Below are 25648 nucleotides of genomic sequence, written 5' to 3' on the forward strand. Positions count from 1 at the left end.
GGTCCCTGACGGGGGCAGCCCCTGACGGCCGGCGGTTTCGGCGGGCGGCGGTTCCCGGCGGGTGGCCGGAGACCGGGCGGTCGGACCGGGGCGCCGACCCGGGTGGCGTCAAGGGCGGCAGAACTCCGCCTCCAGCAGGGCCGGTTCCAGACGGGTATCGGACAAGGTGTCCGTGTTGATGCGGAAAGTGAGGATGTGTCGGCCGTCGCGGGTCGCGGCGGTACGGACGTAGCTGCCCGGTGTGCGTCCGTTGTGCCCCCACACCGTGATGCCGCAGGAGAGTTTCTCCGGGTAGACGCCCATCCCGTAGGAGCCATGGGCGGCACGGGTGTTCAGCAGGGTGGCCTGCTGTGCGGGCGGCAGGAGCCAGCCGCACAGCAGGGCCGCGTAGAAGCGGTTCAGGTCGGCGAGCGTCGAGACCATCTCGCCCGCGGCGCCCGCCAGGCGCGGGTCCATCGCGGTGACGTCCCGCAGGGACCCGTCCCGCGGATCGCGGTAGTAGCCGCGGGAGTGCGGGGCGGGCAGACCGGTGCGGGCGCCCGGGAGAGAGGTTCCGCCGAGGCGGAGGGGGACAAGGACGCGGCGTCTGATCTCGGAGGCGTAGGAGTGACCGGTGACGCGCTGGATGACCAGGCCCAGCGTCAGGTAGCCGGTGTTGGAGTAGGCGTAGCGGCCGGGCGCCGCGGCGGGGCGGCGGGCCGTCGCGGCCCGGACCACCGCCTCGGCGGACGGGGGCCGGACGGACGGGCCCGCCCGGCCGGTCATGGAGGGGACGGTGACCGGCAGACCGGCGGCGTGGTCGGGGAGACCACTGGTGTGGGTGAGCAGCGCGCGCAGGGTGATGCGGCGGCCGTCGTGGCCGTGGCCCCGGATCAGCCCGGGGAGATAGCGCTCGACCGGGGACGACAGCTTCAGCCTGCCCTCCCCGGCGAGTTGGAGGATCACCGTCGCGACGAACGTCTTGGTGACGCTGCCTGCCCGGAACCGGTCCCGCTGCCGGATGCCGGGACCCGCCGAGGCGTATGTCCGGCCCGGGGCGGTGGCGGAATTCCGGGCCAGCAGGGCCGCGGCCGGGGCATCGCCCTGGACGAGGAGACGGGGCAGATAGGAGGCTGCGGGCGTGAGGTGTGGTTCGCTGGACGGGCACGCCGTACCCGGGACGAGCAGAGAAAACACCAGCGGGGCGGCGAGCAGCGCCCTGAATGTCGGCATGGCGGGGGATCCCTTTCCTCCGGCCACATCATGGCGGACCCCGACCCGGCACCAGGACCGGTCCCGGGGTGAGGGACAATGAACGCTCTGCCAGGGCGGGTTGATCGCAGAGGGGACGCATGTCGGAGGCGGAGCAGGCACGGGAGCCCCAACGGGACAAGGAAGGTCGTCTTCTCGCGGGGCGTTACCGGCTCGGGGAGGTGCTCGGCCGGGGCGGCATGGGCACGGTCCACCGCGCTGCCGACGAGACGCTGGGCCGCACGGTCGCGGTCAAGGAACTGAGGTTCCCGTCGGCCATCGACGAGGACGAGAAGCGCCGCCTGATCACGCGCACCCTGCGCGAGGCCAAGGCGATCGCGCGGATCCGCAACAACGGCGCGGTGACCGTCTACGACGTGGTCGACGAGGACGACCGGCCGTGGATCGTCATGGAACTGATCGAGGGAAAGTCGCTGGCCGAGGCGATCCGTGAGGACGGGACGCTGACCCCCAGGCGTGCCGCGGAGGTCGGGCTCGCCATCCTCGACGTGCTGCGCTCGGCGCACCGCGAGGGCATCCTGCACCGCGATGTGAAGCCGTCCAACGTGCTGATCTCCGAGGACGGCCGGGTCGTGCTGACCGACTTCGGCATCGCCCAGGTCGAGGGCGACCCGTCGGTCACCTCGACCGGCATGCTGGTCGGCGCCCCCTCGTACATCTCGCCCGAGCGGGCCCGTGGCCACAAGCCGGGGCCGCCCGCCGACCTGTGGTCGCTCGGCGGACTGCTGTACGCGAGCGTCGAGGGCTGCCCGCCGTACGACAAGGGGTCGGCGATCGCCACCCTCACGGCCGTGATGACCGAGCCGCTCGACCCGCCCAAGAACGCGGGCCCGCTGGAGGAGGTCATCTACGGCCTGCTCGCCCGGGACCCCGACCAACGGCTGGACGACGCCGGGGCGCGTGCCCTGCTCAACGCCGTGATCAACGCTCCGGACGTGCCGGTGCCGCCGCCGGCCGACTCCACCCAGATCATGGCCCTGCCGGTGGACGTCGACGCCGGGAACGCCGGCAGGAAGCCGCCGAAGCCGTCCAGGCAGGCGGCCGGACCGGGCGGCGAGTCCGGCGAGGGCGCCCGCGACCGGCTGCGCGGTGCCCTGCGCTCCGTACGGAACGTCAAGCCGGCCCCGGCGGTCGCGGCGGGGGCCGGTGCTGCCTCCGCGTCCGGGGCGGCCCAGGCCGCGCCCGGCGGGAGGCCCGGACCGCAGGACCGGGGTCCCGTGACGGCTTCCGCCGCGGCTCCGGCAGCCGCGCCCAAGGCACCGGCCAAGCCCCCGACGGCACCGGCCACCACCGCCGCCGTGCCGCCGCAGCGCCCGGGGGGACCGCAGGCCGGTGCCGCGCCCGTCCGCGCGTCCATCACGGACGTGGTGCCGCGCCGCACCCTGGCGGTCATCGCGGCCGTCGTCGCGCTCGCCATCATCGGTACGGTGCTCGCGATCGCCCTCAGCGGGGGCGACGACAAGGACAACCGGGGCAGCGGCTCGGGCAAGGGCGACACCTCCGCCTCGGCCGGTTCCGCCCAGGGCCAGGGGGACGCGGGCAAGGAAGGCCAGGGCGGGAGCGACGGCAAGGCTTCGGAGCAGCCGTCCCAGGACCCCAAGAAGCAGGACCCGAAGACCGAGGACCCGGCGGACCCGCCGAAGCCCCCCGCCGACGCCCTGCCCGCCGGGTACGAGAAGGTCAGCGACAAGCGGTTCCACTTCACCATGGCGATGCCCGAGGGCTTCAAGCGCGATGCCATAGCGGGCAGGAACTCCGGCGGGATCTACAACGCCGACGGCGGCTTCCCGCGTGTCCAGGTCGACTTCAACGACTCGCCCGGAAGCGACGCGGCAGCGGCATGGGCCGGGGCGGTGGCGGGCACCAAGGTCCACAGCAACGGCTTCAAGCAGATCGGCATCGACAAGGTCGAGTACAACGGTTACCCGACCGTCGCCGACTGGCATTTCGAGCGCGACCAGAAGGGCATCCGGGTCCGGGTGCAGAACCGGGGCTTCAAGGTCGACGCCAAGCGCGGCTACTCGATCATGGTCAGCTGCAAGGCGAGCGAGTGGGACGGGGCGGAGTGCAAAACGATGCGGGAGACGGCGTTCGCCACGTTCAAGCCCACGGACTGACAACCGGACCGACAGCCGTACTGACGGCCGGGCCGACGGCCGGGGCGACGGCCGGGGCGGCCGGGTTGCCGCGACCCGGCCGCGTGGCCGGGGCTTGCCACGTATCGTAGGAGGCCGGGGTCGTACGCACCCGGAACGACAGGTCAATTGCACGGCAACTGACCGTAATTGACTGATTCATACGGCCCTGGTGACCGGGGGACAGTGCGCTCTGGGGAGGCGTCGTGGACGACTACGCGGGTCGGGTGCTTGCCGACCGCTACCGCCTTCCCCTGCCCCCGTTCGATGGTTACGAACTGGTCGAGACCCGGGCGTTCGACACATACAGCGGGCAGGAAGTCCTGGTCCGCCAGGTGCCGTTGCCGGAGATCGTGGACGCGGAGGTGCTCGACGCCGACGGCCCGACACCGGCCGGCGGACGCGGCACCGGACGTGCCGCGGGCCGTGCGGTGCGCCGTTCCACGGACCCCGCCGTCCGGCGCGCGATCGAGGCCGCGCAGGCCGCGGCCCAGGTGCCCGACCACCCGCGGCTCGACCAGGTCTTCGACGTGTTCGCCGAGGCGGGATCGCTCTGGATAGTGAGCGAACTGGTACCGGCACGCCCGCTGGCCGCCCTCCTCGCCGAGCGTCCGCTCAACCCGTACCGGGCCGCCGAGATCGGCTCCGATGTGCTGACGGCGCTGCGCGTGCTGCACGCCCACGGCTGGACCCATCGCAACATCACCGTCCGTACGGTCCTGATCTGCGACGACGGCCGCGTCGTGCTGACCGGCCTGGCGGCCGGAGCGGCCGAGGAAGCGCTGTGCGGATATGTCACGGCACCGCTGCCCGACGATGACGACGACCAGGCCGACGACGACGCGGGCGGGCAGGGCGGGCCGGCCGAGTACGGCGAGTACGACGCGTACGGCACCTACGCCGACACGGATCACGCGGACGACCCGGACCGCACGGACGCTCCGGATCACCAGGACGATCCGGACGACGCCTACGGCGCTGAACCGGCGCCCGCGCGCCCGGAGAGCCAGGAGATCGTCCCGCGGCCGGCAGCCCCGGCCGTCCCGTTCTCCGCCCCACCGCCTTCCGCCGAGATCGACCCCGCCCCGCTCGACCCTGTGCGGCCCGGAACGGTGCCGCCCGGGGCCGCGAGCGCCGCGCAGTTGCGCGCCGCGCGCGCCGGAGCCATCGCCGCCTACCGTGCGGGCGCCCGCGCCGCCGCCCGGGTGAACGAGGACAACTACCGCAAGGGGGACGGCGCGGAGGGCGACCCGGCCGCCGACGACACGGCCCTCCTGCCGGTCCAGCGCCCCGCCTCCGGCGGTTCCGTGCTCCCCGGCGCCTGGGGCAGCACGCCGGACGACCCGTACGCGGAGGATGACCGGTACGCCTCGGCCCCGTACGCCGCCGACGACCCCTACGCGGCGGACGACCGCCATGCCGCCGACGACCCGTACGCGTCGGACGCCCCGTACGCCGGCCGCGACGGACGTGACGAGGACGACGACGAGGACGGGAACGGCGACGGCCGCCCGCCCGGCCGCCGGGTCCACCTGGCCGGCACCTGGGGCGACGGTCCGGGCTCCGGCCGCCCCGTCCCCGCGGGCGGCTCCGGCGAGGACGCGCTGCGCGCCGACTCACGCCGCCCCGGCAGCACCCCCGTACCGCCCGGCCCGGAGCCGCTGCCCGCCGGATCCGGGTCCGGCGGCTGGGACGAGGTCGTCGCCGCCGGCGGGACCCCCGCCTACCGGGGCCCCGCCACCCCGCGCGCCGCCGAACGCGCCCGGCAGGCACGGATCGCCGTGGTCGGCGCGGTGACCGAGCGCTGGGCGCCCGAGCAGGCCGGACCGGTCCATGAGAACTGGCAGCTCGCACCGCCCATCGGCCCCGCCACCGACCTGTGGGCGCTCGGCGCCCTGCTCTACCGCGCGGTCCAGGGCCACGCCCCCTACCCCGAGGAGAACGCGGCCGAGCTCGTCCAGATGGTGTGCGGCGAGCCGCCCGCCTTCGCGGAGGAGAGCGGCGCGCTGCGGCCCGTCGTCGAATCGCTGCTGCGCCAGGACCCCTCGGAGCGCCCCGACGTCGAGGAGCTGAGCGGCTGGCTGCGCTCCCTGGTGCGGGCCGCCCCGGAACCGGAAGCGGGCACGGACGTCGTCCCGCTGCCCTCCGCCGACGAAACCCGGCTTCCCATCGTGCGGCGCCGGGGCGAGCTCGTCCGCAAGCGCCGGGGCCGCGGGGGCGGCTCGGCGCACGGCCGGCACCGCCAGGGCAAGCAGAAGCAGCGTCAGGAGAAGCAGCGTCACGAGGAACCGCGCTACGAGGAACCGCGTTACGAGGAGACGCGTTACGAGGAGACGCGGCAGGAGGCGGGCCTGCTGCCCGAGCAGCCGTACGAGATCCCCGAACCCCGGGACTCCCGGCCGTCCCGCCCGCCCCGCGCACCGCGTGAGCCCAAGGGCCCCAGGGTGCTGCGCGAGCCCGCTCGTCCGGGCGAGGGGCGGGGACCGCGCAGCCTCGGCCGGCTGCTGCTCGTCCTCATCCTGCTGGGCATGGCCGCCGCCGTCGCGTACGCCCTGATCTTCATGCCCGAGGACGAGTCCGGCGCGGGTGCCGTGAAGACGCCCTCCGGTTCCGCCACCCCTGCCGGTCCCGGCGCCGGGACCCCCGGGGCTTCGGGAGACGCCTCCGCCAACCCCGGCTCCCAGCAGCCGCAGACCAGCCGTTCCGCGGTCGCGCTCGCCCCGGGCTATGTGCTGCGCAAGGACGTGGAGGGCTTCGAGGTCGGGGTGGTCAAGAACTGGCAGCGCAGCCCCGCCAACGCGGACCGTCAGATTCGTTACGGGAGCGACGGGTTCAGTCTGCTGATCGTGCCCGGCCGCGACACGGTCAAGGCCAACGGTGCCGATCCGCTGGCCTATCAGCGGGACAAGGAGCCGGAGCTCCAGCAGTTCCGGGACTCCAGCTGGTCCACGTCGGCCGGGCTGCGCCGGGTCGACGTCGGCCGACAGGCCATGGCGGAGGGCCAGTTCACCTGGCAGGAGAGCGGCGGACGCGAGGTGTACGTGCGCAACCTGGCGATGGTCGTCGACGGCAGGTACCACATCATCCAGGTGATCGGCCCGCATGATCAGCGGGACAAGGTCACCGCCATCTACGAACAGGCCATCGCCTCCTACCGCGTCGGCTCCTGACCGCCCGTCATCACCGCGCCCCGCGCCACGGCCGGGCGACCCCGGCGGCACGCACCGTGACATCGCCTCCGGCCCGGCCGGTGCCGACGCCCGTGAACGGCGGGCGTACCGGGGCGACAAGCATCACAGTGCGGTCTCGTGGGCGATCCCAGGTTCCATGGCCGTGCCCCTCCTCCGTAATCTGGCAGCCGAGGAACGGGGCGGGGACAACACGTGGATCATTCACAGGGCACGGGTGCGGGAACGGATACGGGTCTGGTGCTGGCCGGGCGTTACCGGCTGGGCGAGGTCCTCGGCCGCGGCGGTATGGGCAAGGTCTGGCGCGCCCATGACGAGGTGCTGCACCGCACCGTCGCCGTCAAGGAGTTGACCGCCGGGCTGTACGTCGCCGAGGCCGACCGCCTCGTCCTGCACGCCCGCACCCAGAAGGAGGCGCGCGCGGCGGCCCGCATCACGCACCCCGGCGTCGTCACCGTCCATGACGTCATCGAGTACGACAACCGCCCCTGGATCGTCATGCAGTACGTCGACGGGCCCTCGCTCGCCGACGCGGCCAAGGAGACCGGCGAGATGGCGCCGCGCGAGGCGGCCAGGATCGGCCTCCATGTGCTGAGCGCCCTGCGGGCCGCGCACAGTGCCGGAGTGCTGCACCGGGACGTCAAACCCGGCAACGTCCTGCTCGCCCGCGACGGGCAGGTGCTGCTGACCGACTTCGGGATCGCCGCGATCGAGGGCGACTCCACCATCACCAGGACCGGTGAACTGGTGGGATCCATCGACTATCTGGCGCCCGAACGGGTACGCGGCGGAGACCCGGGCCCCTCCTCCGACCTCTGGTCGCTCGGCGCCACGCTGTACACCGCCGTCGAGGGGCGCTCCCCGTTCCGCCGTACGTCTCCGATCTCCACGATGCAGGCCGTCGTCACGGAGGAGGCGCCCGAGGCCAGGAACGCCGGACCGCTGGCCCCCGTGATCACCGCGCTGCTCCGCAAGGACCCCGAGGACCGGCCCTCGGCCGCCGAGACCGAACAGATGCTGCTGGACGCCATGGAGGGCCGGAAGCCCCGCGCCGCCCAGGAGTTCGTCCCGACCCAACGGGTCGGCGAGGAGGCCATGCGCGGACTCCCGGCCCAGGACGGTGCCACCAACCGGCTGCCCGGGGGAGTGTCTCCCGGCACCCCGCACACCCTGTCCGCCCCGGTCCCCGGCCACGGCGAGGCCCCGCTCCCCGGGCCCGCGCTTTCCGGGCCCGCGCTTTCCGGGCCCGCGCTCCCCGGGCCCGCGCTTTCCGGGCCCGTCTCCGTACCGGTGACCCGGCGGGGAGGGGCCCGGTGGCGCACCACGCTCGTGGTCATCGCCGCGGCCGCGGTGCTCGGCGGGGCGGCAGGCCTGGCCGCGATGAAGTACGGGGACGGCGACGGGGGATCCGCGGGCAAGGGCGCCGCCCAGGGGGTCAGCACCGCACCGAGGACCACCTCGCCCCGGCCCTCGGAGCCCGCGACCCCTTCGGCGAAGCCGTTGAAGGAGATACCCGACGGCTGGGAGCGGGTCAACGATCCGGAAGGCTTCAGCCTGCTCGTACCGCAGGGGTGGACGCGCCGCACGGACGGCAACCAGATCGACTACACGCCGGACAACGGGGCGCACCGCATCCGGATCAGCGTCGATCCGGCACCGGACTTCGAGAACTCGTACACGCACATGCTGAACCTGGAGAAGGATCTCTCCAAGCGGCTGCCCGGTTATGAGCGGATCACCCTGCACTCCAACACCTACCGTGACCGTCCGGGTTCCCTCTGGGAGTTCACCTGGGTCGAGTCCAAGGACCATCCCGGCCCGCGCTACGGCATCGACCAGATGTACTACGGCGAGACGAACGGTCCCGAGTACGCGTTGTACATGACCGCGCCGGTGGCGGACCGGGAGACCAGCCGGGAGCAGTTCGAGATCATGCTGCGCAGCTGGCGGGCGCCGGAGACGACGGACTGACGAGCGCTGCCGGATACATAGGCGCTGATCAGCGGTTATGTGGCCAGCGATCACTGGCGAGTTTGCGGGGCGGCCGGCCGTCGGCTTGTGGGGAGTGTGAAAACCTATTACCCACGGGTATGCAAAGTGTGCGGGTGGACATACTCTCGGCCTCATGACGGACTCGCAGGCTCCTGTTGCCCCCCTCGGTACGAACCCCGTCGCGGCCGCTCCCGCCGGCGCGCGCACGGCCGCCGATGTGGTCACCCCCGAGGTGATCGCCCAGCTGACCCGCGGGGTGGTCGGCTCCGGCCGTACGGCCAACCACACCCCCTTCACGGGGGAGAAGCTGGCGGACCTGCCCGAGTCCACCCCCGAGGACGTGGCGGCCGCCTTCGAGCGCGCCCGCGCCGCCCAGCCCGCCTGGGCCGCGACCCCCGTACGGGCGAGGGCGGCCGTCCTGCTCCGCTTCCACGACCTCGTGCTCAGCCGCCAGTCCGAGGTCCTCGACCTCATCCAGCTGGAGACCGGCAAGGCCCGTCTGCACGCCCACGAGGAGGTGCAGGCCGTCGCCGTCGCCGCCCGGCACTACGGCCGCAAGGCGTCCTCGTATCTGCGGGCGAAGCGGCACACCGGCGTCGTACCGACCCTCACCAAGGTCACCGAGCTGCGCCAGCCGCGCGGGGTCATCGGCCAGATCGCTCCGTGGAACTACCCGTTCGAGCTGTCCGTGGGCGACGCCCTGCCCGCGTTCGTCTCCGGCAACGCCGTGGTGATGAAGCCCGACACGGAGACCGCGCTGACCGCGCTGTGGGCCCGTGATCTGCTCATCGAGGCGGGGCTGCCCGCCGAGGTCTTCCAGATCGTCCTCGGTGAGGGCCCCGTCGTCGGCCCCGAGGTCGTCAGCCGCGCCGACTATGTCTCCTTCACCGGCTCCACCCGCACCGGCCGCGAGGTCGCCCAGGGCGCCGCCGCCCGCCTGGTCGGCGTCTCCCTGGAGCTCGGCGGCAAGAACGCCATGCTGGTCCTGGCGGACGCCGATGTGGAGAAGGCCGCGGCGGGCGCCGTGCGGGCCTGCTTCTCCTCCGCCGGACAGCTCTGCATCTCCATCGAGCGGCTGTACGTCCACGAGTCGGTCGCCGACGACTTCGTGGCCCGGTTCGCCGCCCGCACGAAGGCCATGCGGCTCGGCAGCTCCCTCGCGTACGGCGCCGACATGGGCTCCCTCGTCGGCGAACCGCAGCTGGAGACCGTCACCCGGCATGTCGCCGAAGCGGTCGAGAAGGGCGCCACCGTCGTCGCGGGCGGTGTCGCCCGGCCCGACATCGGCCCGCTGTTCTACGAGCCGACCATCCTGGACGGCGTCGAGGCGCCGATGGCCGTCTGCACCGAGGAAACCTTCGGGCCGGTCGTCTCCATCTACCGGTTCAGCGACGAGGACGAGGTCATCGGCCTCGCCAACGCCACTCCGTACGGTCTCAATTCGAGCGTCTGGACCAAGGACGGCAGGCGTGGTCACCAGGTGGCGGCGCGGCTGCGGACCGGCACGGTCAACATCAACGAGGGGTACGCCCCCGCGTACGGCAGCGTGCAGTCCCCGATGGGCGGCATGAAGGATTCCGGTCTCGGCCGGCGGCACGGCTCCGAGGGCATCCTCAAGTACACCGAGGCCCAGACCGTCGCCCAGCAGCGGCTGCTTCCGCTCGCCCCGTCCTTCGGGATGGACGACGAGAAGTACGCGGCGCTCATGAACCGCAGCCTGAAGGCGATGAAGGCGTTCCGCCTGCGCTGACCCGCGGCGGCCCACTTCCCCGCAGCCCGCAGCCCGCAGCCCGCAGCCCACTTCCCCGCAGCCTCACAGCCCGCAGCCTCACAGCCCCGCGACCTCACTTCCCCGTACCCCGGCGACCGCGCGTACGCCGCGGCACTTCTGTCCTTTTCGTACCGAGGAGAGCCATGTCCCAGGACAGCCCTGACCGGAACCGGCCCGTGAACCCGGTGCGGGCCGAGGACGACGCGGCGTACGACTACGACGTCCTCGTCGTGGGCTCGGGCTTCGGCGGTGCGGTGTCGGCGCTGCGGCTGACCGAGAAGGGGTACCGGGTCGGGGTTCTGGAGGCGGGCCGCCGCTTCACCCCCGGCACCCTCCCCAAGAACTCCTGGGACCTCAGGAACTACCTCTGGGCTCCGGCGCTCGGCCTCTTCGGCATCCAGCGCGTGCACCTGCTCGGCAAGGTGGTGGTGCTGGCCGGCGCGGGCGTCGGCGGCGGCTCGCTGAACTACGCCAACACGCTGTACGTACCGCCGGCGCCGTTCTTCGAGGACCGTCAGTGGGCCGGGATCACCGACTGGCAGGACGAGCTGAAGCCGTACTACGACCAGGCCCAACGGATGCTGGGGGTCCGGCTCAACCCGACCATGACCCCCTCCGACATCCACCTCAAGGCCGCCGCACAGGCCATGGGCGTCGGCGACACCTTCCACCTCGCCCCGGTGGGCGTCTTCTTCGGCGACGGCGAGGACGCCGACGGCACGGCCAGGGCGAAGCCCGGCGGTACGGTCGCCGACCCGTACTTCGGGGGCGCCGGCCCCGCCCGCAAGGCCTGCACCGAGTGCGGGGAGTGCATGACCGGCTGCCGCCACGGCGCGAAGAACACGCTCAACGAGAACTATCTCCACCTCGCGGAGAAGGCCGGAGCGGTCATCCACCCGATGACGTCCGTCGTCGCGGTCACCGACGACCCCGAGGGCGGCTACCGCGTCACGACCGTCCCGACCGACCGCCGGAAGAAGGCGAAGCCCACCCGGCTGCGCGCCCGCGAGGTGGTCGTCGCGGCGGGCACGTACGGCACCCAGACCCTGCTGCACACCATGAAGGACCGGGGGCTGCTGCCCCGGCTCTCGGCACGGCTCGGCGAGCTGACCCGGACCAACTCCGAGGCGCTGGTCGGTTCGCAGACCAGCGACCGCCGCTACCGCAGGAAGCACGGCGCCAAGAGGGCCGACTTCACCCGGGGCGTCGCCATCACCTCCTCGATCCACCCGGACGCCGACACGCACATCGAGCCCGTCCGCTACGGCAAGGGCTCCAACGCCATGGGTGCCATGTCCATCCTCCAGGTGCCCTACGGCGGGCGCCGGGTACTGGGCTGGCTGGGCAATGTGGTCAGGCACCCCACGCTCGCCGCGCGTTCGCTCTCCAACCGCCACTGGTCCGAACGGACCATCATCGGCCTCGTCATGCAGTCGCTGGACAACTCCCTGACGACGTACCGCAAGCCCGGCGGGCTCGGCAAGGGCCTGCTCACCGCCCGGCAGGGGCACGGGGCGCCCAACCCGACGCAGATCGCCGAGGCGACCCGCAGTGCCACGCTGCTCGCCGAGGAGATCAACGGCTTCGCCGGCTCCAACGTGGGCGAGCTGATGGGGACCCCGCTCACCGCGCACTTCCTCGGCGGGTGCCCGATCGGGGCGAGTGCCGAGGACGGGGTCATCGACCCGTACCACCGGCTGTACGGCCACCCGGGAATCTCCGTCGTCGACGGCTCCGCGGTCTCCGCCAACCTCGGCGTCAACCCCTCCCTGACCATCACGGCGCAGGCGGAGCGGGCCATGTCCTTCTGGCCCAACAAGGGGGCGGAGGACCCCCGTCCCGCGCAGGGCGAGGCCTATGAGCGGCTGGCCGCCGTGGAACCGCGGTCACCGGCGGTGCCGAAGGAGGCGTTCGGGGCGCTGAAGCTGCCGTTCCTGGGCATGCCCACCGTGCCGCCGAAGGGGAACACGGTCCCGCCGAAGGGGAAAACGGTCCCGCCGAAGGGGAACACGGTCCCGCCGAAGGGCAACGCCGCGGTCCGGGCGGACGGGGACGCCGTGCCCAATCCGTGATCTTGCTGAGGGCAACTCTTCGGACGGCTGCGTGGTCGAACCGGTACTGCCTCACAGCAGTCACACAGCTCTGTCGAGTCCCATGAGGTCCGCGATGACACGCCTTTCCCCGAGAACCGCGCTGCGCCGTACCGCGGGCGGTCTCGCCGTCGCCGGTCTGCTGGCCGCAGGTTCGCTCTCCGCCGGTGCGCTCGCCGTGGCCGCACCGGTGAAGGCGGCCGACCCCGTCTTCACGCTGGGCGGCCCCGCGCAGACCGGTCTGTACCCGTACCCGGCGAGCGGTTCGCCGCGGAAGTCCACCGTCGGGATCACCGTCAGCAATCCGGCCGAGGACGAGGAGACGGGCGGCTACCGGGGCGAGGTCACGTACACCTTCGACCTCTCCGGAGTCGCGGGCGTCGCCGATGTCGGCTTCGACGGCGAGGCGGGCGCGGAGTGCGAGGTCACCGGAGCCACGGCGGTCTGTCACGACGACCGTGTGTGGGCGGGTCTCAGCCTGCTCACCGACCTCAGGGTCGGAGCGGCCAAGGGCAGCAAGGAGGGCGACTCGGGCACGATCAGGGTGACCGGGGCGGCCGAGGGCGCGACCTTCACCCCGTTCACCACCAAGGTCACGGTCGGCGGCCCCGACCTCGTGATGAAGCAGCTCCCGTTCGACCAGGAGCCCGCCCCGGGTGACACGCAGCAGGCCCCGATCACCTTCACCAACGACGGCACCCGGGCCGCCGACGGGGTCCTGCTCACCCTGATGTACTCGCGCGGACTGGACCTCCCCCAGCGCTACTCCAACTGCGAGTACCTGGAGAACAGCGCCCCGGAGATGGGCGACTTCGCCTGGTCCACCGCGCTCTGCTCCATCGACGGAGAGTTCGAGGCGGGTGGGACGTACACGCTGGAGACGCCGCTCACCGTCAAGTCCACCGAGCGCGCGTACTACGACACCTTCATCTACCGCATCCACGAGGACGGCGCCGACCAGCGCGCCGCCCATCGCGCGGGCGCGCGATTCGACCGGGGGACCGGCCCGGCCCTCACCCTGAAGAAGGTGCCGTCCGCCCGCGGGCTGGACCTCAACCCCCGGGACAACCAGCAGGAGGCCGACTTCCGTACGAAGAACACGGCCGACTTCGTGGCGTACGGGGACAAGGCGTCCGGCGCCGAGGGCGACACCGTGAAGGCCGACATCGGCTTCCGCAACAAGGGCCCGGCCTGGATCGGCTACCTCCGCTCCGGCGAGGACGTCGCCACGGTCGACTTCACCGTGCCCCAGGGCGCGAGTGTCACGGCCAAGCCCGACTCCTGCCGGGGCGTCTCGGCCGGCGGGAACCAGCGCGACGAGCAGCTCGGTGCTCCGCGCTACGTCTGTGACACCTCGATGACCGTCCGCGAGGACGCCGAGGTCACCCTGCCCTTCGAGCTGAAGATCCACGAGAAGCTGATCGGTGCCTCGGGCAAGGTCACCGTCCGCAACATCTTCCTCTCGGACCCCGCGCTGCCCTTCGACCCGAAGCCGGCCAACAACTCCGCGCTGCTGGTGCTGAACGGTGAGGACTCCGGTTCCGAGGACTCCGGCGGTACGTCGGAGGGCTCGGAAGGCGCCACGGCGGGCAGCACCGGAGGCTCGGCGTCCGGCACCTCCGGCGAGGCGCCCGCCTCCGGTACGTCGGGCGGCGGCACCTCGGGCACCTCGGGTTCCACCTCCGGGAGCACCGGCGCGGCCGGCGGCGGCAGCCTCGCCTCCACCGGCTCTGTCGCGCTCCTGGCATCCGGCGCCGCCGCCGTCGCGCTGGCCGCGGGCGGGGTGCTGTACGCGACGACCCGGCGCCGCGTCCGGCAGGACTGACACCGGCACCGGACGTTCGGCATCCGGCACCCGGCACCCGGCAAGCACAGAGGGCCCGGCGGACCAGGAACGGTCCGCGGGGCCCTCGGCTGTCGCCACCGGCGTTCAGGGCAGCGCGCCGGTGCCGTGGCGGCGCCGGGGGGTGCGCCGCTGGAGGAGGGGCTGTGCCGGGTCGGATCCCCTGCGCGCCGGTGGCGTGGGCCGGCCCGTCGTGCGCCCGCGCGGAGGCCGATGGCGAAGAACCGCGGGCGGGACGGCTGTGGGGCGAGGAGAGCCGGGGGCGAGAAGTGCTGTGGGGCGAAATGATGCGGGACGGGAGGGGATGGGCGGGGACGGGAACCCCTCGCATCGTGGTCGAAGGACTGCGCGCGGCGCAACCGTTTCGACCGGATGCGGTCGTCCCCGGGCGTCCCCGGGGCCGACCGCACATGGGGTGACCGGGCTGCTGTCCCCTGCCGACCGGTCACATGCGCCGGGACGCGGTCCCACGACGTACCTGCAGTACGTCACACGTCCCGACGGAGCCACGCGTGGTTTCCTACCGATGCCGCCCCTGGTTGGCACGGACACCCGGACCAACGAAGCCACTGTGGCCCCGGTCACGCGCCGTACGGGTGAGACCGGGCCCGAACGCAGATACGGCCGTACAGCCCGGCAGGGGCGCACAGGTCACACCCGGCCTCGGCACAGCTCCAGCAGCGTCATCGCGAGCGAGGTGCCGGGCCTGCCCAGCGCGTCCCGGAAGTGGGCGAGCACGTCCATCTCCCGGGAGAGGTTCACCCGGCGCCCTCCCGAGGTGATCCGGGCCTCCTGGATCACCGCCGAGACGGCCATCCGCTCCTGCACGAGGCCGATGATCCGGTCGTCGAGGACATCGATGCGCGCACGGGCGTCGCCGATCAGTGACGCGGCCTCGTCGGTGTGCGCGCCGGTCTGCTCGGTGAGGGTCTTCGTGGGGGTGGTGCCGCTGCTCATGGGGTGACTCCTGGTGGGGTGGGGCCCCCGGAGCGACAGGCCCGCAACGCAGAGCGCCCCGGGCCTGTCGGCCCGGGGCGCCTGGAACGTTGCTTGTCAGTGGCTCAAGCAGCACGACCATGGCAGCCGGCGGGCCGGATGCCATAGGTAAAGACGAAGGTCGTGTGCTGACGCATGGGGACAGTATGGCCCCGGCCCCGCCGTCCCACCAACGCCGGGCCCGGATCGTGAGACGCGCGCGGCCGGTAGAATCGACAAAACAGACCCCTCATCACCGCCGGAAGGCCGCCCCCGTGCCAGCAGCACCCCCCGCCGCCCCCGACACCACGGCCGACGTGGTCCTCGTTGTCGACTTCGGCGCGCAGTACGCCCAGCTCATCGCCCGCCGTGTCCGTGAGGCCCGGGTCTACAGCGAGATCGTCCCGTCCACCATGCCGGTGGCCGAGATGCTGGCCAGGAACCCCCGCGCGATCATCCTGTCCGGCGGCCCGTCCTCGGTGTACGCGCCTGGCGCGCCCACCCTCGACCGCGCGCTGTTCGAGGCCGGGGTTCCGGTGTTCGGCATGTGCTACGGCTTCCAGCTGATGGCCACCACGCTCGGCGGCACCGTCGACGACAACGGCGCCCGCGAGTACGGCCGTACCGGGCTCACCGTCTCCAAGACCGGCTCCACGCTCTTCGAGGGCACGCCCGCCGAGCAGTCGGTGTGGATGTCGCACGGCGACGCCTGCTCCGCCGCCCCCGAGGGCTTCACCGTCACCGCGTCCACCGACGTCGTACCGGTCGCCGCCTTCGAGAACGACGAGAAGAAGCTCTACGGCGTCCAGTACCACCCGGAGGTCCTGCACTCCACGCACGGCCAGCAGGTCCTGGAGCACTTCCTCTACCGGGGCGCGGGCATCGAGCCCAACTGGACGACGACCAATGTGGTCGAGGAGCAGGTCGCGCTCATCCGTGAGCAGGTCGGCACCAAGCGCGCCATCTGCGCCCTGTCCGGCGGGGTGGACTCCGCGGTCGCCGCGGCCCTCGTGCAGAAGGCCATCGGCTCCCAGCTGACCTGCGTCTACGTCGACCACGGGCTGATGCGCAAGGGCGAGACCGAGCAGGTCGAGAAGGACTTCGTCGCCGCCACGGGCGTCAAGCTCAAGGTCGTCGACGCCGAGAAGCGCTTCCTCGACGCGCTCGCCGGGGTCTCCGACCCGGAGCAGAAGCGGAAGATCATCGGCCGCGAGTTCATCCGCGTCTTCGAGCAGGCCCAGGCCGAGCTCATCGCCGAGGCCGGCGCGGCGGGCGAGGACGTCGCCTTCCTCGTCCAGGGCACCCTCTACCCGGATGTCGTCGAGTCCGGCGGCGGCACCGGCACCGCCAACATCAAGTCCCACCACAATGTGGGCGGCCTCCCCGACGACATCGAGTTCCAGCTCGTCGAGCCGCTGCGCCAGCTGTTCAAGGACGAGGTCCGGATGGTCGGCCAGGAGCTCGGCCTGCCCGAGGAGATCGTCCAGCGCCAGCCGTTCCCCGGCCCGGGGCTCGGCATCCGCATCGTCGGCGAGGTCACCAAGGACCGGCTCGACCTGCTGCGCGAGGCCGACGCCATCGCCCGCGAGGAGCTGACCGCGGCCGGCCTGGACCGCGACATCTGGCAGTGCCCGGTGGTCCTCCTGGCCGACGTCCGCTCGGTCGGCGTCCAGGGCGACGGCCGTACCTACGGTCACCCCATCGTGCTGCGCCCGGTCTCCTCCGAGGACGCCATGACGGCCGACTGGTCGCGCCTGCCGTACGAGACACTGGCGAAGATCTCCACCCGCATCACCAACGAGGTCGCCGACGTCAACCGCGTCGTCCTCGATGTGACGAGCAAGCCGCCGGGCACCATCGAGTGGGAGTAGTCCCTCCCGCGGGACCCGTACCGATGCCGCCGCCCGGACGTCCGGGCGGCGGCATCGTCGTATCCGCCTCCGGACGGCGGCGGATACGCACCCGGCGGGCGCGCGGAAATTCGGTGGCGGGCCCGCCCGGTCCGTGCGAGGCTGCGCGACCATGTCCGCCGAAGAGATCCGCCCGCTCATCTCCGCCCCGCACAACCACCGTCTGACCTGGAACACCCCGCTCTCCGAGGAACACGCGGCCCAGCTGATCGCGGCCTGCGCGCCGGAGCCCGGGGCGCGGATCGCCGACTTCGGCGCCGGCTGGGGCGAGCTGCTGATGCGCCTGGTGGAGTCGGCGCCCGGGTCCACCGGGGACGCCGTCGAGACCGACCCGGACGCCGTGGCGCGCGGGCGCCGGCTGGCCGACGGGCGGGGCCTCGCGGAGCGCGTGCGGTTCCACGGCGTACCCGCCGCCGAATGGGCCGGGGGAGACTACGACCTCGCCGTCTCCATCGGCTCGTCCCACGCCTGGCCCGGCTCGACGGCACAGGCGCTGAAGGCCCTGCGGGCGGCCGTGCGCCCCGGCGGGCGGGTGCTGTTCGGCGACGGGATCTGGCTGCGCGAGCCGACCCCGGCCGCGCTCGACGGGATCGGGGCCGAGCCGGGCGACTTCGGTTCGCTGCTCGAACTGATCCGGCTGGCGGAGAGCACCGGGCTGCGCCCCCTCCAGGTCACCGTCGCCGACGAGCGCGAATGGGATGTCTTCGAGTCCAACGGCCCGATCGGGCGGGGCCAGCGCTGGGCACTGGAGAACCCGGGGCACCCCCTGTACGACGAGGTGATGGCCGAGGTCGACGCCCGCCGCACCGGCTACTACGGCGGCTACCGCTCGCAGTTCAGCCTCGCCTACCTCGTCCTCAGCGCCTGACTCGGTCCGTGATCGCACTGGCCACCTGTGGCAACCGGCGGTAACTTCCGATCCCGTACGCCGCCCGGGAGCCCCGAGGAGCCGCCATGTCCGAGCCCACCGCCCTGCCGTCCGCCGCACCCGAGCCGATACCCGTCGAGCAGTTGCGGTTCGCGATGCCGCCCGTGCACGCGTCGCCGGGCGAGGAGCGCGCGTACCGCCGGGAGCGGCTGGCGGGGGCGCTGCGGCTCTTCGGGCAGCAGGGGTACGAGGACGGCGTCTCCGGGCACATCACCGCCCGGGACCCGGAGCTCACGGACTGCTTCTGGGTCAATCCGTTCGGGGCGCCCTTCGAGGACATCGCCCCGCAGGACCTGATCCTGGTCAACGGGGACGGGCAGGTCGTGCAGGGCCGGTTCCACGTCAACCAGGCGGCCTTCGCCGTACACGCGCAGGTGCACCGGGCCCGCCCGGACGTCGTGGCCGTCGCGCACACCCACTCCCCGCACGGGCGGGCCCTGTCCGCGCTGGGCGAGCTGATCGAGCCGATCACCCAGGAATCCTGTGCCTTCTACGAGGACCACGCCCTGTACGACACGTACACCGGGGTCGTCGTGGACGAGGACGAGGGGCGCCGCATCGCCGCCGCGCTCGGCCCCCGCAAGGCGGTCGTCCTGCGCAACCACGGGCTGCTGACCGTCGGGGACTCGGTGGACGCGGCGGCCTGGTGGTTCCTCACGATGGAACGCTCCTGCCAGGTGCAGCTGATGGCGCGGGCCGCCGGGAAGCCCGTCCTGATCCAGCACCGGGACGCGGTCACCACCCGCGAACAGCTCGGCAGCGACCTGGTGGCGTGGATCAATTACCAGCCACTGTGGCAGCGGATCAGTCGCACATTCTGACGACACGCGCCCCCGGCCCGCCCCGATGCGGTCCGCAGCCGTCCCGTACGGCACAATTCGCAGAAATCACAGGTGAGTTGGCTGTACCGGGGCGGGAAAGGGCGGAATTCTCCGTGGCGTTGGACGAGGCGAGGGCGAGCAGCACGCACGGCGGAGGCTGTACGTGCGGCGACTGCCCGCACGGAGCACGCGAAGGACACCGGCGCGCGGTGGCCGCCTTCCTCGCCAAGCGCGACGAACTGGCGGCGGGCAAGGGCCTGCCCGCGGGCGTCGCCCGGTCGGCCTCGGCCTCCCGGCAGTGGGTCTCCGACGAGCTGACCGAGTCGGCCCGCGCCGTCGCCGCACGGGGCCGTGAGGCGGGTGACGCCTGGCTCCACCAGGTGTGGCAGCGCACCCTGTTCGTCGTCTGGGGAGGCGTCGTCGCGCTGGTCATCGGCGAGAGCGTCACCGCCATCGGCGCGGGCTGGTCCACCGCCCGCACCGCGGGTCTGATCGCCGGGCTCGTCACCGCGGTCCTGCTGACCGGTGCCGCCCGCCTCCACCGGGCCCGCGGCGGGCTGCTCGCCCCCCTCATCGGGGAGGACAACCGGCTCTCCACCTCACGGACGGTCGCCGCGGCCTGGGTGCTGCTGGCCGTGTTCTCCGTGCTCGTCCTCGCCCTCCAGCTGGCGGGCGCGTCCGACCACCGCGACCGCGACGCCCTGATCGAGGGACTGGACCTGGTGCGGTCCGCCGGAGTGCTCACGGTGCTGGCCCTGGTCTGCGCCGTGGCCGTCGTCGTACGCCGCGTGGTGACCGTACGGGTGCTGGCGCAGCGGCTCCAGAAGCTGCGCGCCGACCGGCCGCGCGCCGCCGATCTGCTGACCGACGACTCGGGGCGCGGCAGCTTCACCGATGTGCAGTACGTGCTGGTGAGCGCCGTCGCGGTGCTGTTCGCGGCGGTCCGGCTGGCCCGCCGCCCCGAGCAGCTGCCCGACCTGCCGTGGGGTCTGGCGCTCCTGGTCGTGGTGTCCGCGGCGACCTACTTCGCCGGGAAGTACGCGGAGGGCGGCCGCCCGGTCGTCCTGTCCGTCGTCCGGGCGCGGGAGGCCGGGGACCTGGACGCCCCGATCCGTACCGGGGACGACATCGAGATCCGTGGCGCGGGCTTCGTGCCGCCCGGTGCCGGAAGTCCCGACCGGCTGGCCCGGCTGGTCGTCAGGATCGGCCGGGTCCATGTCCATGTCCCGCTGATCCCGGTCGCCGGGGGCTTCGCCAATCCGGCCGACACGGTGCTCACCGTGCCCGTGCCGGTGGAGGTCGAACCGGGCGTGGTGGATGTGCAGGTCGTCACGGCCGCCGGGGTGGAGACCAACCGCTGCCCGATCGAGGTCACCGACTGAGGTCGCCGATCGAGGTCACCGGCTCAGGTCGCCGACTGAGGTCGCCGACTGAGGTCACCGGCCGGACGGCCCCGGTCCGTTGCCGCCGGGACACCGCCGGGGCACCTGCGGGGCCGCCCCGGGCCGTCTCCGGCACGTATGTCCGCCGATTGAACCCCAGCCCTGGTGAGCGGCCCGTTTCCGGCGTACGTATGGTCGGGTGACGGGCAATCGGAGAGTGGGGCATTGATGCGTGGCTACGGCGGCAATACGTACCTTCTGAACGAGCCGAGGCCTCTGCGCGAGCGGGCACGGGAATACGCCCTGCTGCCGCTGCGGGTCTTCCTCGGCGTCACCTTCGTCTACGCGGGGCTCGACAAGCTGACGGACAGCTCGTTCATGTCCGCCGACGGCGCCGGGTCCATCGGCGAGATGATGCGCGCGGTGCGCGACTCCGCCGCGATCCCGGGCCTGGTCGACCTGGCGCTGAAGAGCCCCGAGGGCTTCGGCTACGCCATCGCGATCGGTGAACTGGCCGTCGGCCTCGGCACCCTCATCGGTCTCTGGGCCCGGCTCGCCGCGCTGGGCGGCGCGCTGATCTCGCTGAGCCTGTGGCTGACCGTGAGCTGGCAGACCACCCCGTACTACTACGGCAACGACCTGATCTATCTGATGGCCTGGCTGCCGCTCGTGCTCGCCGGTGCCTCCGTCCTCTCCGCGGACAGCTTCCGGGCGTCCCTGCGCCGCCGGAACATGTAGGCCGCCCAGGTCACGGTGGCGGCCAGCCACAGGCCGCCGAAGAACAACGGGAAGAAGAAGGTCCAGGGGACGTGCCACGCCCCCGCCGCGTCGCCCGCGTAACCGGCGGCCAGGCCGAGCATCGCCAGGCCCGCCACCGCGCGGCCGGGCCGGAACTCATGAATCAGCACGGCTTACCTCCACCTGTCCGATGCCCACTTCCAGTCGCAGTTCGACCGTGCCGGCCGGCCCGGCGCCCTTGGGCGGGGCGTAGCTGCGCTCGGTCCTCAGGTCGGTGGCGATGCGCACGCCCTCGCGCGGCGCGGCCTTCAGCACCCGGATGTCCCCGAGGCCGGCCTCCGCGTACACCTTCACCGTCACCGCACCGGGTACGACCACGGTGGCCCGGCCCGCCCCGACCTCCAGCCGGGTGCGCACGGTCTCGCCCGCGGGGACCGCGACCCCGGACAGGTCGAGCCTCGCGTCCCCGGTGCCCAGCTCGTAGCGCGGCTGGACCGCGGCGACCGAGGCCGGGCGCCACTCCTTGTGGATCCAGTCCGTACTGATGTCCTTGGGCAGCGTCGAGGCGCCCGCCAGCAGCACTGCCGTGATCATCGCCATCATGATCGTGCCGAAGCCGGTCCGGCCGAGGAACGAAGCGATGACCAGGCCGAGACCGAACACCGCGAGCGCGGCGGCCAGCCCGATCTGCAGGCACGTCCCCAGCGGGTGGGTCTCCCAGCTCAGCCCGGTGCCCAGACCTCCGGCGACCAGGGCGAGGAGGAACACGGGGCCGCCGATCGAACGCGGGCCGCGCGTGCCGCCCGTGGCCTGCCCCGGCGGCCGGAAGGGAGCGTCCGCCGTCGCCCGGCGCGGACTCGCCGCAGGGGAGGAGAGGCTGGTGTCCGCGGGACCCCACAGATAGCCCGGCCCCACCGGCCCCGAGGTGCCGTCCTTGATGATCGGATCCCGCCACCAGGACGGGCTGCCCGGCGTCGGCGGCGCCTTCACCTCCGGCGGCGCCGTACCGAGGCCACCGGCGTGCGGGGCCCCCGTCGTGCTCTGCGCCCCCATCACGTCGAGCGGGTCCTCCGGAGCCGCGGTCCTGCGGTGCTGCGTCCACACGGAGAAGCCGACCACCGCCAGCGAGAGCATCGAGGCGAACGCCAGGATGCCGCCGTTGCCCAGCATCGACAGGAACAGCCCGCAGCCGATCAGCGCCAGCATCAGGGCGACCAGCGACGCGCCCTCGACCCGGCCCGACAGCAGCCTGCGCGCCTCGTTCTCCTCCTCGCCCTCCACGGGGAGCAGCAGCCAGGCGAAGCCGTAGAAGATCAGGCCGATCCCGCCCGTCACCGCGAGCACACCGAGCACGATCCGGAAGATCACCGGGTCCACGTCGCAGTAGCGCCCCAGGCCGCCGCAGACCCCTGCCACCACCTTCTGCCGCGGGCTGCGGCGCAGCTGCGGTTTCGGTCCGGCCGGGGGCGCGGCGCCGGGGCCGGCGTCCTGAGGAGCGATCATGACTCCATGGTGACCGCCCGGACCTCCCGGCGGCACCCGCCGCGACCCTGGCCGATCCCTGATTTTGGCCCCGGGGTCCCCTGAGGGGCGGCGGCCCGGGGCGGGCATCAGGGTCGACGGGGGGGCGACCCTGATGCCGCGCCCGTCGCGTACGTGTGACGATCGGTGCATGCCGACCGCCACCACCCGAGCCGCCAGCTCCCTCGCGTCCGACCCGGAGGAGCCGCCGCCGCGCAAGCTGTACCGCAGCGCCGACGGACGGCTGCTCGGCGGTGTCGCCCGGGGGCTCGCCGGACACCTCGGGCTGCCCGTCGTCTGGGTGCGGTTCGTCTTCCTCGGGCTGTTCTTCGCGGACGGCCTCGGCGCCCTGCTGTACGCGGTGTTCTGGATCGTCGTCCCACTCGGCGTCGGCGGGGTCGAGGCGCCGCGCTCGGTCTTCGAGACGGCCCCCGACGGCCGGCGCCGGCTCCGCAAGCCCGACAAGGGACAGGTCTTCGCCCTGGTCGCGCTCCTCATCGGTGCCATGATCTTCGTCGGCAATGTCGACATGGGCGGCAAGGCCGACCGCTACATCTGGCCCACGCTGCTGATCGGCGCCGGCTCCGTCCTGGTGTGGCGGCAGGCCGACAACGCCCGGCGCGCCCGCTGGATGGAGGTCGGCCGCAGCCGCCGCGTGCTGCAACTGGCCCGCGGGCTCGCCGGAGTCGCACTCGTCGGCCTCGGCCTCGCCGTCTTCATCGTGGTCCGGGGTTCGGCGGCCCAGCTCGGCAACGTCCTGACCGCCGCCATCGCCGTACTCACCGGCATAGCACTGCTGGCGGGCCCCTACCTGGTCCGGATGACCCAGGACCTCTCCGAGGAACGGCTGATGCGCATCCGGGCCCAGGAGCGTGCCGAGGTCGCCGCCCATGTCCACGACTCCGTCCTGCACACCCTCACCCTGATCCAGCGCAACGCGGACGACGGCGGCGAGGTCCGCAGACTGGCCCGCGCCCAGGAACGCGAGCTGCGCAACTGGCTGTACAACCCCGAGGGCACCGGTAAGGACGAGGACGACGAGCCCGAGAACCTCGCCGAAGCGGTCAAGCGCGCCGCCGCCGAGGTCGAGGACAAGCACGGCGTCCCGCTGGAGGTCGTCGTCGTCGGCGACTGCCCCCTCGACGAGAGGCTGACCGCCCAGATGCAGGCCGCGCGCGAGGCGATGGTCAACGCCGCCAAGTACGGTGGCGAGGGCGGCGCCGTCCAGGTCTACGCGGAGGTCGAGGGCCGCACGGTCTTCGTCTCCGTACGGGACCGGGGTCCGGGATTCGACCTGGACTCCGTACCGGGGGACAGGATGGGCGTACGAGAATCAATCATCGGCCGGATGCAGCGCAACGGCGGTACGGCCCGGCTGCGTTCGGTGCCCGGCGGGGGCACGGAAGTCGAGCTGGAGATGGAAAGGGCGAGCGAATGACCGAGAACACCGAAGCCACCGGGGGCCCGGAGCGGCGGGTACGGGTCGTGCTCGTCGACGACCACCGGATGTTCCGCACCGGGGTCCAGGCCGAGATCGGCCGTACCGAGGAGACCGGGGTCGAGGTCGTCGGTGAGGCCGCCGACGTCGACCAGGCGGTCACCGTCATCACGGCGACCCGCCCCGAGGTCGTCCTCCTCGATGTCCATCTGCCGGGCGGCGGCGGTGTCGAGGTGCTGCGCCGCTGCGCCTCGATGATGTCGGCCGCCGAGAACCCGGTGCGCTTCCTCGCGCTGTCCGTCTCGGACGCCGCGGAGGATGTCATCGGGGTCATCCGCGGCGGTGCGCGCGGCTATGTCACCAAGACGATCACCGGCACCGACCTGGTCGACTCGGTCTTCCGGGTGCAGGACGGCGACGCGGTGTTCTCCCCGCGGCTGGCCGGCTTCGTGCTGGACGCCTTCGCCTCGACGGACGCGCCGCCGGTCGACGAGGACATGGACCGGTTGACCCAGCGGGAGCGGGAGGTGCTGCGGCTGATCGCGCGGGGTTACGCGTACAAGGAGATCGCCAAGCAGCTGTTCATCTCGGTGAAGACGGTCGAGTCGCATGTCTCGGCGGTGCTGAGGAAGCTCCAGCTCTCCAACCGGCACGAGCTGACCCGGTGGGCGACGGCACGACGGCTGGTCTGAGCGACGGCCGGTCCGGGCCGGGGTGACGGCCGGTCCGGGCGGTGGTGGGCCGGGGTGACGGCCGGTCCGCGCGGCGGCTGCGCGCGGGGGAGACCCGGACGGCCCCGTGCCGGACCGCCCCGTGCCATGCCGCCCTGTGCCATGCCGCCCTGTGCCATGCCGCCCCGTGCCGCCCGGCCAGGCCCGGCCCGGGTCAGCCCGCGGCCGGGGCGAGCGAGATGTTCAGCTTCTCGCCGATCCGGCGGTAGCCGATGCTCGCGTAGATCCGCTCCGCGTCGCCGTCGCCCGGCTCCAGCCAGACGGTCCGGCAGCCCTGGCCGAAGGCCCGCTCCGTCAGCCAGGCCGAGAGCGCGGCGCCGACGCCGCGGCGGCGGAAGGTCTCCGCGACGGCCAGGCCGACCAGTTCACTGAGACCGCCGACCGCGATGGAGCAGCCGCCCACCCCGGCGGGAGCGGCGTCGAGGGTGGCCAGAGCGACGATCCCGCCGTCGGCCGCCGCCTTGCGCAGCCCGTGGGCCATGTCTTCCGCGGGTTCGCCCTCGCCGCCGAAGCCCTGGTGCTGGGTGCGGGCGGCGTCGGCGAACTCCGCGTCGGTGACCGGCACCGCGATCCGCAGCCCGTCCACCGGTTTCGGCGGGAGCAGCGCCTCGGGGGCGCAGGCCAGGAGCGGGGCCCGGTTCTCCACGGTGAACCCGGCGGCCAGCAGCGCCGGTTCGACCGCCGGGGCCCAGACCGGCAGGTATTCGAGCCGAGGCATCCGCTCCCGCTCGCGGAACGCGTCGATCAGAGCCGTCACCTCCGCCGCGCTCGGCTCCGCGTCCCGGTCGGGGATGGCGTAATTCGCGTACTTCAGTGTCCAGAGCGGGTTGTGCCGCACGGTGAAGGGGCCCACCCGGTAGTGGCCGGGGGAGCGGAGTGCGAGCGCGCGGGCGTACTCCTGGACCTCGATGTCCATCGGTGTACGGGGGGCCAT

The 25648-nt window shown here is 73.0% G+C and carries 18 protein-coding genes; 13 read left to right on the plus strand and 5 right to left on the minus strand.

Annotation, left to right across the window (positions count from 1 at the left end):
* Positions 1-108: 108 nt before the first annotated feature.
* Positions 109-1212, minus strand: a complete 1104-nt coding sequence (locus OHA98_RS05690) for a serine hydrolase (protein WP_266923006.1) — start codon at positions 1210-1212, stop codon at positions 109-111.
* 119 nt (positions 1213-1331) lie between these two features.
* Here OHA98_RS05690 and OHA98_RS05695 point away from each other — a divergent pair, with 119 nt between their 5' ends.
* From OHA98_RS05695 to OHA98_RS05720, 6 genes are all read left to right on the plus strand, one after another.
* Entirely contained in the window at positions 1332-3368 is a 2037-nt protein-coding gene (locus tag OHA98_RS05695) for a serine/threonine-protein kinase (RefSeq protein ID WP_266923007.1), read from the plus strand.
* Positions 3369-3592: 224 nt separating this feature from the next.
* Entirely contained in the window at positions 3593-6556 is a 2964-nt protein-coding gene (locus OHA98_RS05700) for a protein kinase (RefSeq protein ID WP_266923008.1), read from the plus strand.
* Positions 6557-6769: 213 nt separating this feature from the next.
* Positions 6770-8545 (plus strand): serine/threonine-protein kinase, encoded by a 1776-nt coding sequence (locus tag OHA98_RS05705; RefSeq protein WP_266923009.1) that lies wholly within the window; start codon positions 6770-6772, stop codon positions 8543-8545.
* A gap of 154 nt (positions 8546-8699) precedes the next feature.
* On the plus strand, positions 8700-10316 hold the full coding sequence (locus OHA98_RS05710; protein ID WP_266923010.1) for a succinic semialdehyde dehydrogenase: 1617 nt from the start codon (positions 8700-8702) through the stop codon (positions 10314-10316).
* Positions 10317-10480: 164 nt separating this feature from the next.
* The gene (locus tag OHA98_RS05715; protein WP_266923011.1) at positions 10481-12409 is read left to right on the plus strand and encodes a GMC oxidoreductase; all 1929 of its coding nucleotides are present in this window, start codon (positions 10481-10483) and stop codon (positions 12407-12409) included.
* 94 nt (positions 12410-12503) lie between these two features.
* Positions 12504-14252 carry a peptidase gene (locus tag OHA98_RS05720; RefSeq protein WP_266923012.1) on the plus strand — a complete coding sequence of 583 codons (1749 nt, stop codon included), beginning with the start codon at positions 12504-12506 and terminating at the stop codon, positions 14250-14252.
* A gap of 669 nt (positions 14253-14921) precedes the next feature.
* Here OHA98_RS05720 and OHA98_RS05725 read toward each other — a convergent pair.
* Positions 14922-15227, minus strand: a complete 306-nt coding sequence (locus OHA98_RS05725; RefSeq protein WP_266923013.1) for a chorismate mutase — start codon at positions 15225-15227, stop codon at positions 14922-14924.
* 293 nt (positions 15228-15520) lie between these two features.
* Between OHA98_RS05725 and guaA the strand changes: the two genes are divergently transcribed.
* The 5 genes from guaA to OHA98_RS05750 all read left to right on the plus strand — a co-directional run bounded on the left by guaA (position 15521) and on the right by OHA98_RS05750 (position 21024).
* Positions 15521-17116, plus strand: coding sequence for a glutamine-hydrolyzing GMP synthase (gene guaA, locus OHA98_RS05730; protein ID WP_266923014.1), 1596 nt, complete (start codon positions 15521-15523; stop codon positions 17114-17116).
* Positions 17117-17267: 151 nt separating this feature from the next.
* Positions 17268-18023 (plus strand): cyclopropane-fatty-acyl-phospholipid synthase family protein, encoded by a 756-nt coding sequence (locus tag OHA98_RS05735; protein ID WP_266923015.1) that lies wholly within the window; start codon positions 17268-17270, stop codon positions 18021-18023.
* An 86-nt stretch (positions 18024-18109) separates the two neighbouring features.
* Complete coding sequence (locus tag OHA98_RS05740) at positions 18110-18904, plus strand: class II aldolase/adducin family protein (RefSeq protein WP_266923016.1); 795 nt, start codon at positions 18110-18112, stop codon at positions 18902-18904.
* Positions 18905-19017: 113 nt separating this feature from the next.
* Positions 19018-20286, plus strand: a complete 1269-nt coding sequence (locus tag OHA98_RS05745) for a hypothetical protein (RefSeq protein WP_266923017.1) — start codon at positions 19018-19020, stop codon at positions 20284-20286.
* Between the two features lie 228 nt (positions 20287-20514).
* On the plus strand, positions 20515-21024 hold the full coding sequence (locus OHA98_RS05750; RefSeq protein WP_266923018.1) for a DoxX family protein: 510 nt from the start codon (positions 20515-20517) through the stop codon (positions 21022-21024).
* Here the strand turns inward: OHA98_RS05750 and OHA98_RS05755 are convergent.
* The gene (locus OHA98_RS05755; protein WP_266923019.1) at positions 20931-21194 is read right to left on the minus strand and encodes a hypothetical protein; all 264 of its coding nucleotides are present in this window, start codon (positions 21192-21194) and stop codon (positions 20931-20933) included. The genes OHA98_RS05750 and OHA98_RS05755 overlap by 94 nt on opposite strands.
* Complete coding sequence (locus OHA98_RS05760) at positions 21181-22527, minus strand: PspC domain-containing protein (protein ID WP_266923020.1); 1347 nt, start codon at positions 22525-22527, stop codon at positions 21181-21183. Before OHA98_RS05760 ends, OHA98_RS05755 begins: the two co-directional genes overlap by 14 nt.
* Positions 22528-22696: 169 nt before the next feature.
* Between OHA98_RS05760 and OHA98_RS05765 the strand changes: the two genes are divergently transcribed.
* Both OHA98_RS05765 and OHA98_RS05770 read left to right on the plus strand, forming a co-directional pair.
* A complete protein-coding gene (locus OHA98_RS05765; protein ID WP_266923021.1) occupies positions 22697-23983 on the plus strand; it encodes an ATP-binding protein in 1287 nt (428 codons plus the stop codon).
* Complete coding sequence (locus OHA98_RS05770; protein WP_266923022.1) at positions 23980-24675, plus strand: response regulator transcription factor; 696 nt, start codon at positions 23980-23982, stop codon at positions 24673-24675. The genes OHA98_RS05765 and OHA98_RS05770 overlap by 4 nt, the downstream gene beginning before the upstream one ends.
* Before the next feature lie 193 nt (positions 24676-24868).
* Here OHA98_RS05770 and OHA98_RS05775 read toward each other — a convergent pair whose 3' ends face one another.
* Positions 24869-25630 carry a GNAT family N-acetyltransferase gene (locus OHA98_RS05775; protein WP_266927735.1) on the minus strand — a complete coding sequence of 254 codons (762 nt, stop codon included), beginning with the start codon at positions 25628-25630 and terminating at the stop codon, positions 24869-24871.
* Positions 25631-25648: the final 18 nt, after the last annotated feature.

The sequence above is a fragment of the Streptomyces sp. NBC_00654 genome (genome assembly GCF_026341775.1).
Taxonomy (GTDB): Bacteria; Actinomycetota; Actinomycetes; order Streptomycetales; family Streptomycetaceae; genus Streptomyces.

Coding starts and splice junctions, on each gene's coding strand:
- OHA98_RS05690 (WP_266923006.1), bottom strand. CDS start 1,212: ATGCCGACATTCAGGGCGCTGCTCGCCGCCCCGCTGGTGTTTTCTCTG.
- OHA98_RS05695 (WP_266923007.1), top strand. CDS start 1,332: ATGTCGGAGGCGGAGCAGGCACGGGAGCCCCAACGGGACAAGGAAGGT.
- OHA98_RS05725 (WP_266923013.1), bottom strand. CDS start 15,227: ATGAGCAGCGGCACCACCCCCACGAAGACCCTCACCGAGCAGACCGGC.
- OHA98_RS05765 (WP_266923021.1), top strand. CDS start 22,697: ATGCCGACCGCCACCACCCGAGCCGCCAGCTCCCTCGCGTCCGACCCG.
- OHA98_RS05760 (WP_266923020.1), bottom strand. CDS start 22,527: ATGATCGCTCCTCAGGACGCCGGCCCCGGCGCCGCGCCCCCGGCCGGA.
- OHA98_RS05710 (WP_266923010.1), top strand. CDS start 8,700: ATGACGGACTCGCAGGCTCCTGTTGCCCCCCTCGGTACGAACCCCGTC.
- OHA98_RS05770 (WP_266923022.1), top strand. CDS start 23,980: ATGACCGAGAACACCGAAGCCACCGGGGGCCCGGAGCGGCGGGTACGG.
- OHA98_RS05775 (WP_266927735.1), bottom strand. CDS start 25,630: ATGGACATCGAGGTCCAGGAGTACGCCCGCGCGCTCGCACTCCGCTCC.
- OHA98_RS05715 (WP_266923011.1), top strand. CDS start 10,481: ATGTCCCAGGACAGCCCTGACCGGAACCGGCCCGTGAACCCGGTGCGG.
- OHA98_RS05735 (WP_266923015.1), top strand. CDS start 17,268: ATGTCCGCCGAAGAGATCCGCCCGCTCATCTCCGCCCCGCACAACCAC.
- OHA98_RS05740 (WP_266923016.1), top strand. CDS start 18,110: ATGTCCGAGCCCACCGCCCTGCCGTCCGCCGCACCCGAGCCGATACCC.
- OHA98_RS05720 (WP_266923012.1), top strand. CDS start 12,504: ATGACACGCCTTTCCCCGAGAACCGCGCTGCGCCGTACCGCGGGCGGT.
- OHA98_RS05750 (WP_266923018.1), top strand. CDS start 20,515: ATGCGTGGCTACGGCGGCAATACGTACCTTCTGAACGAGCCGAGGCCT.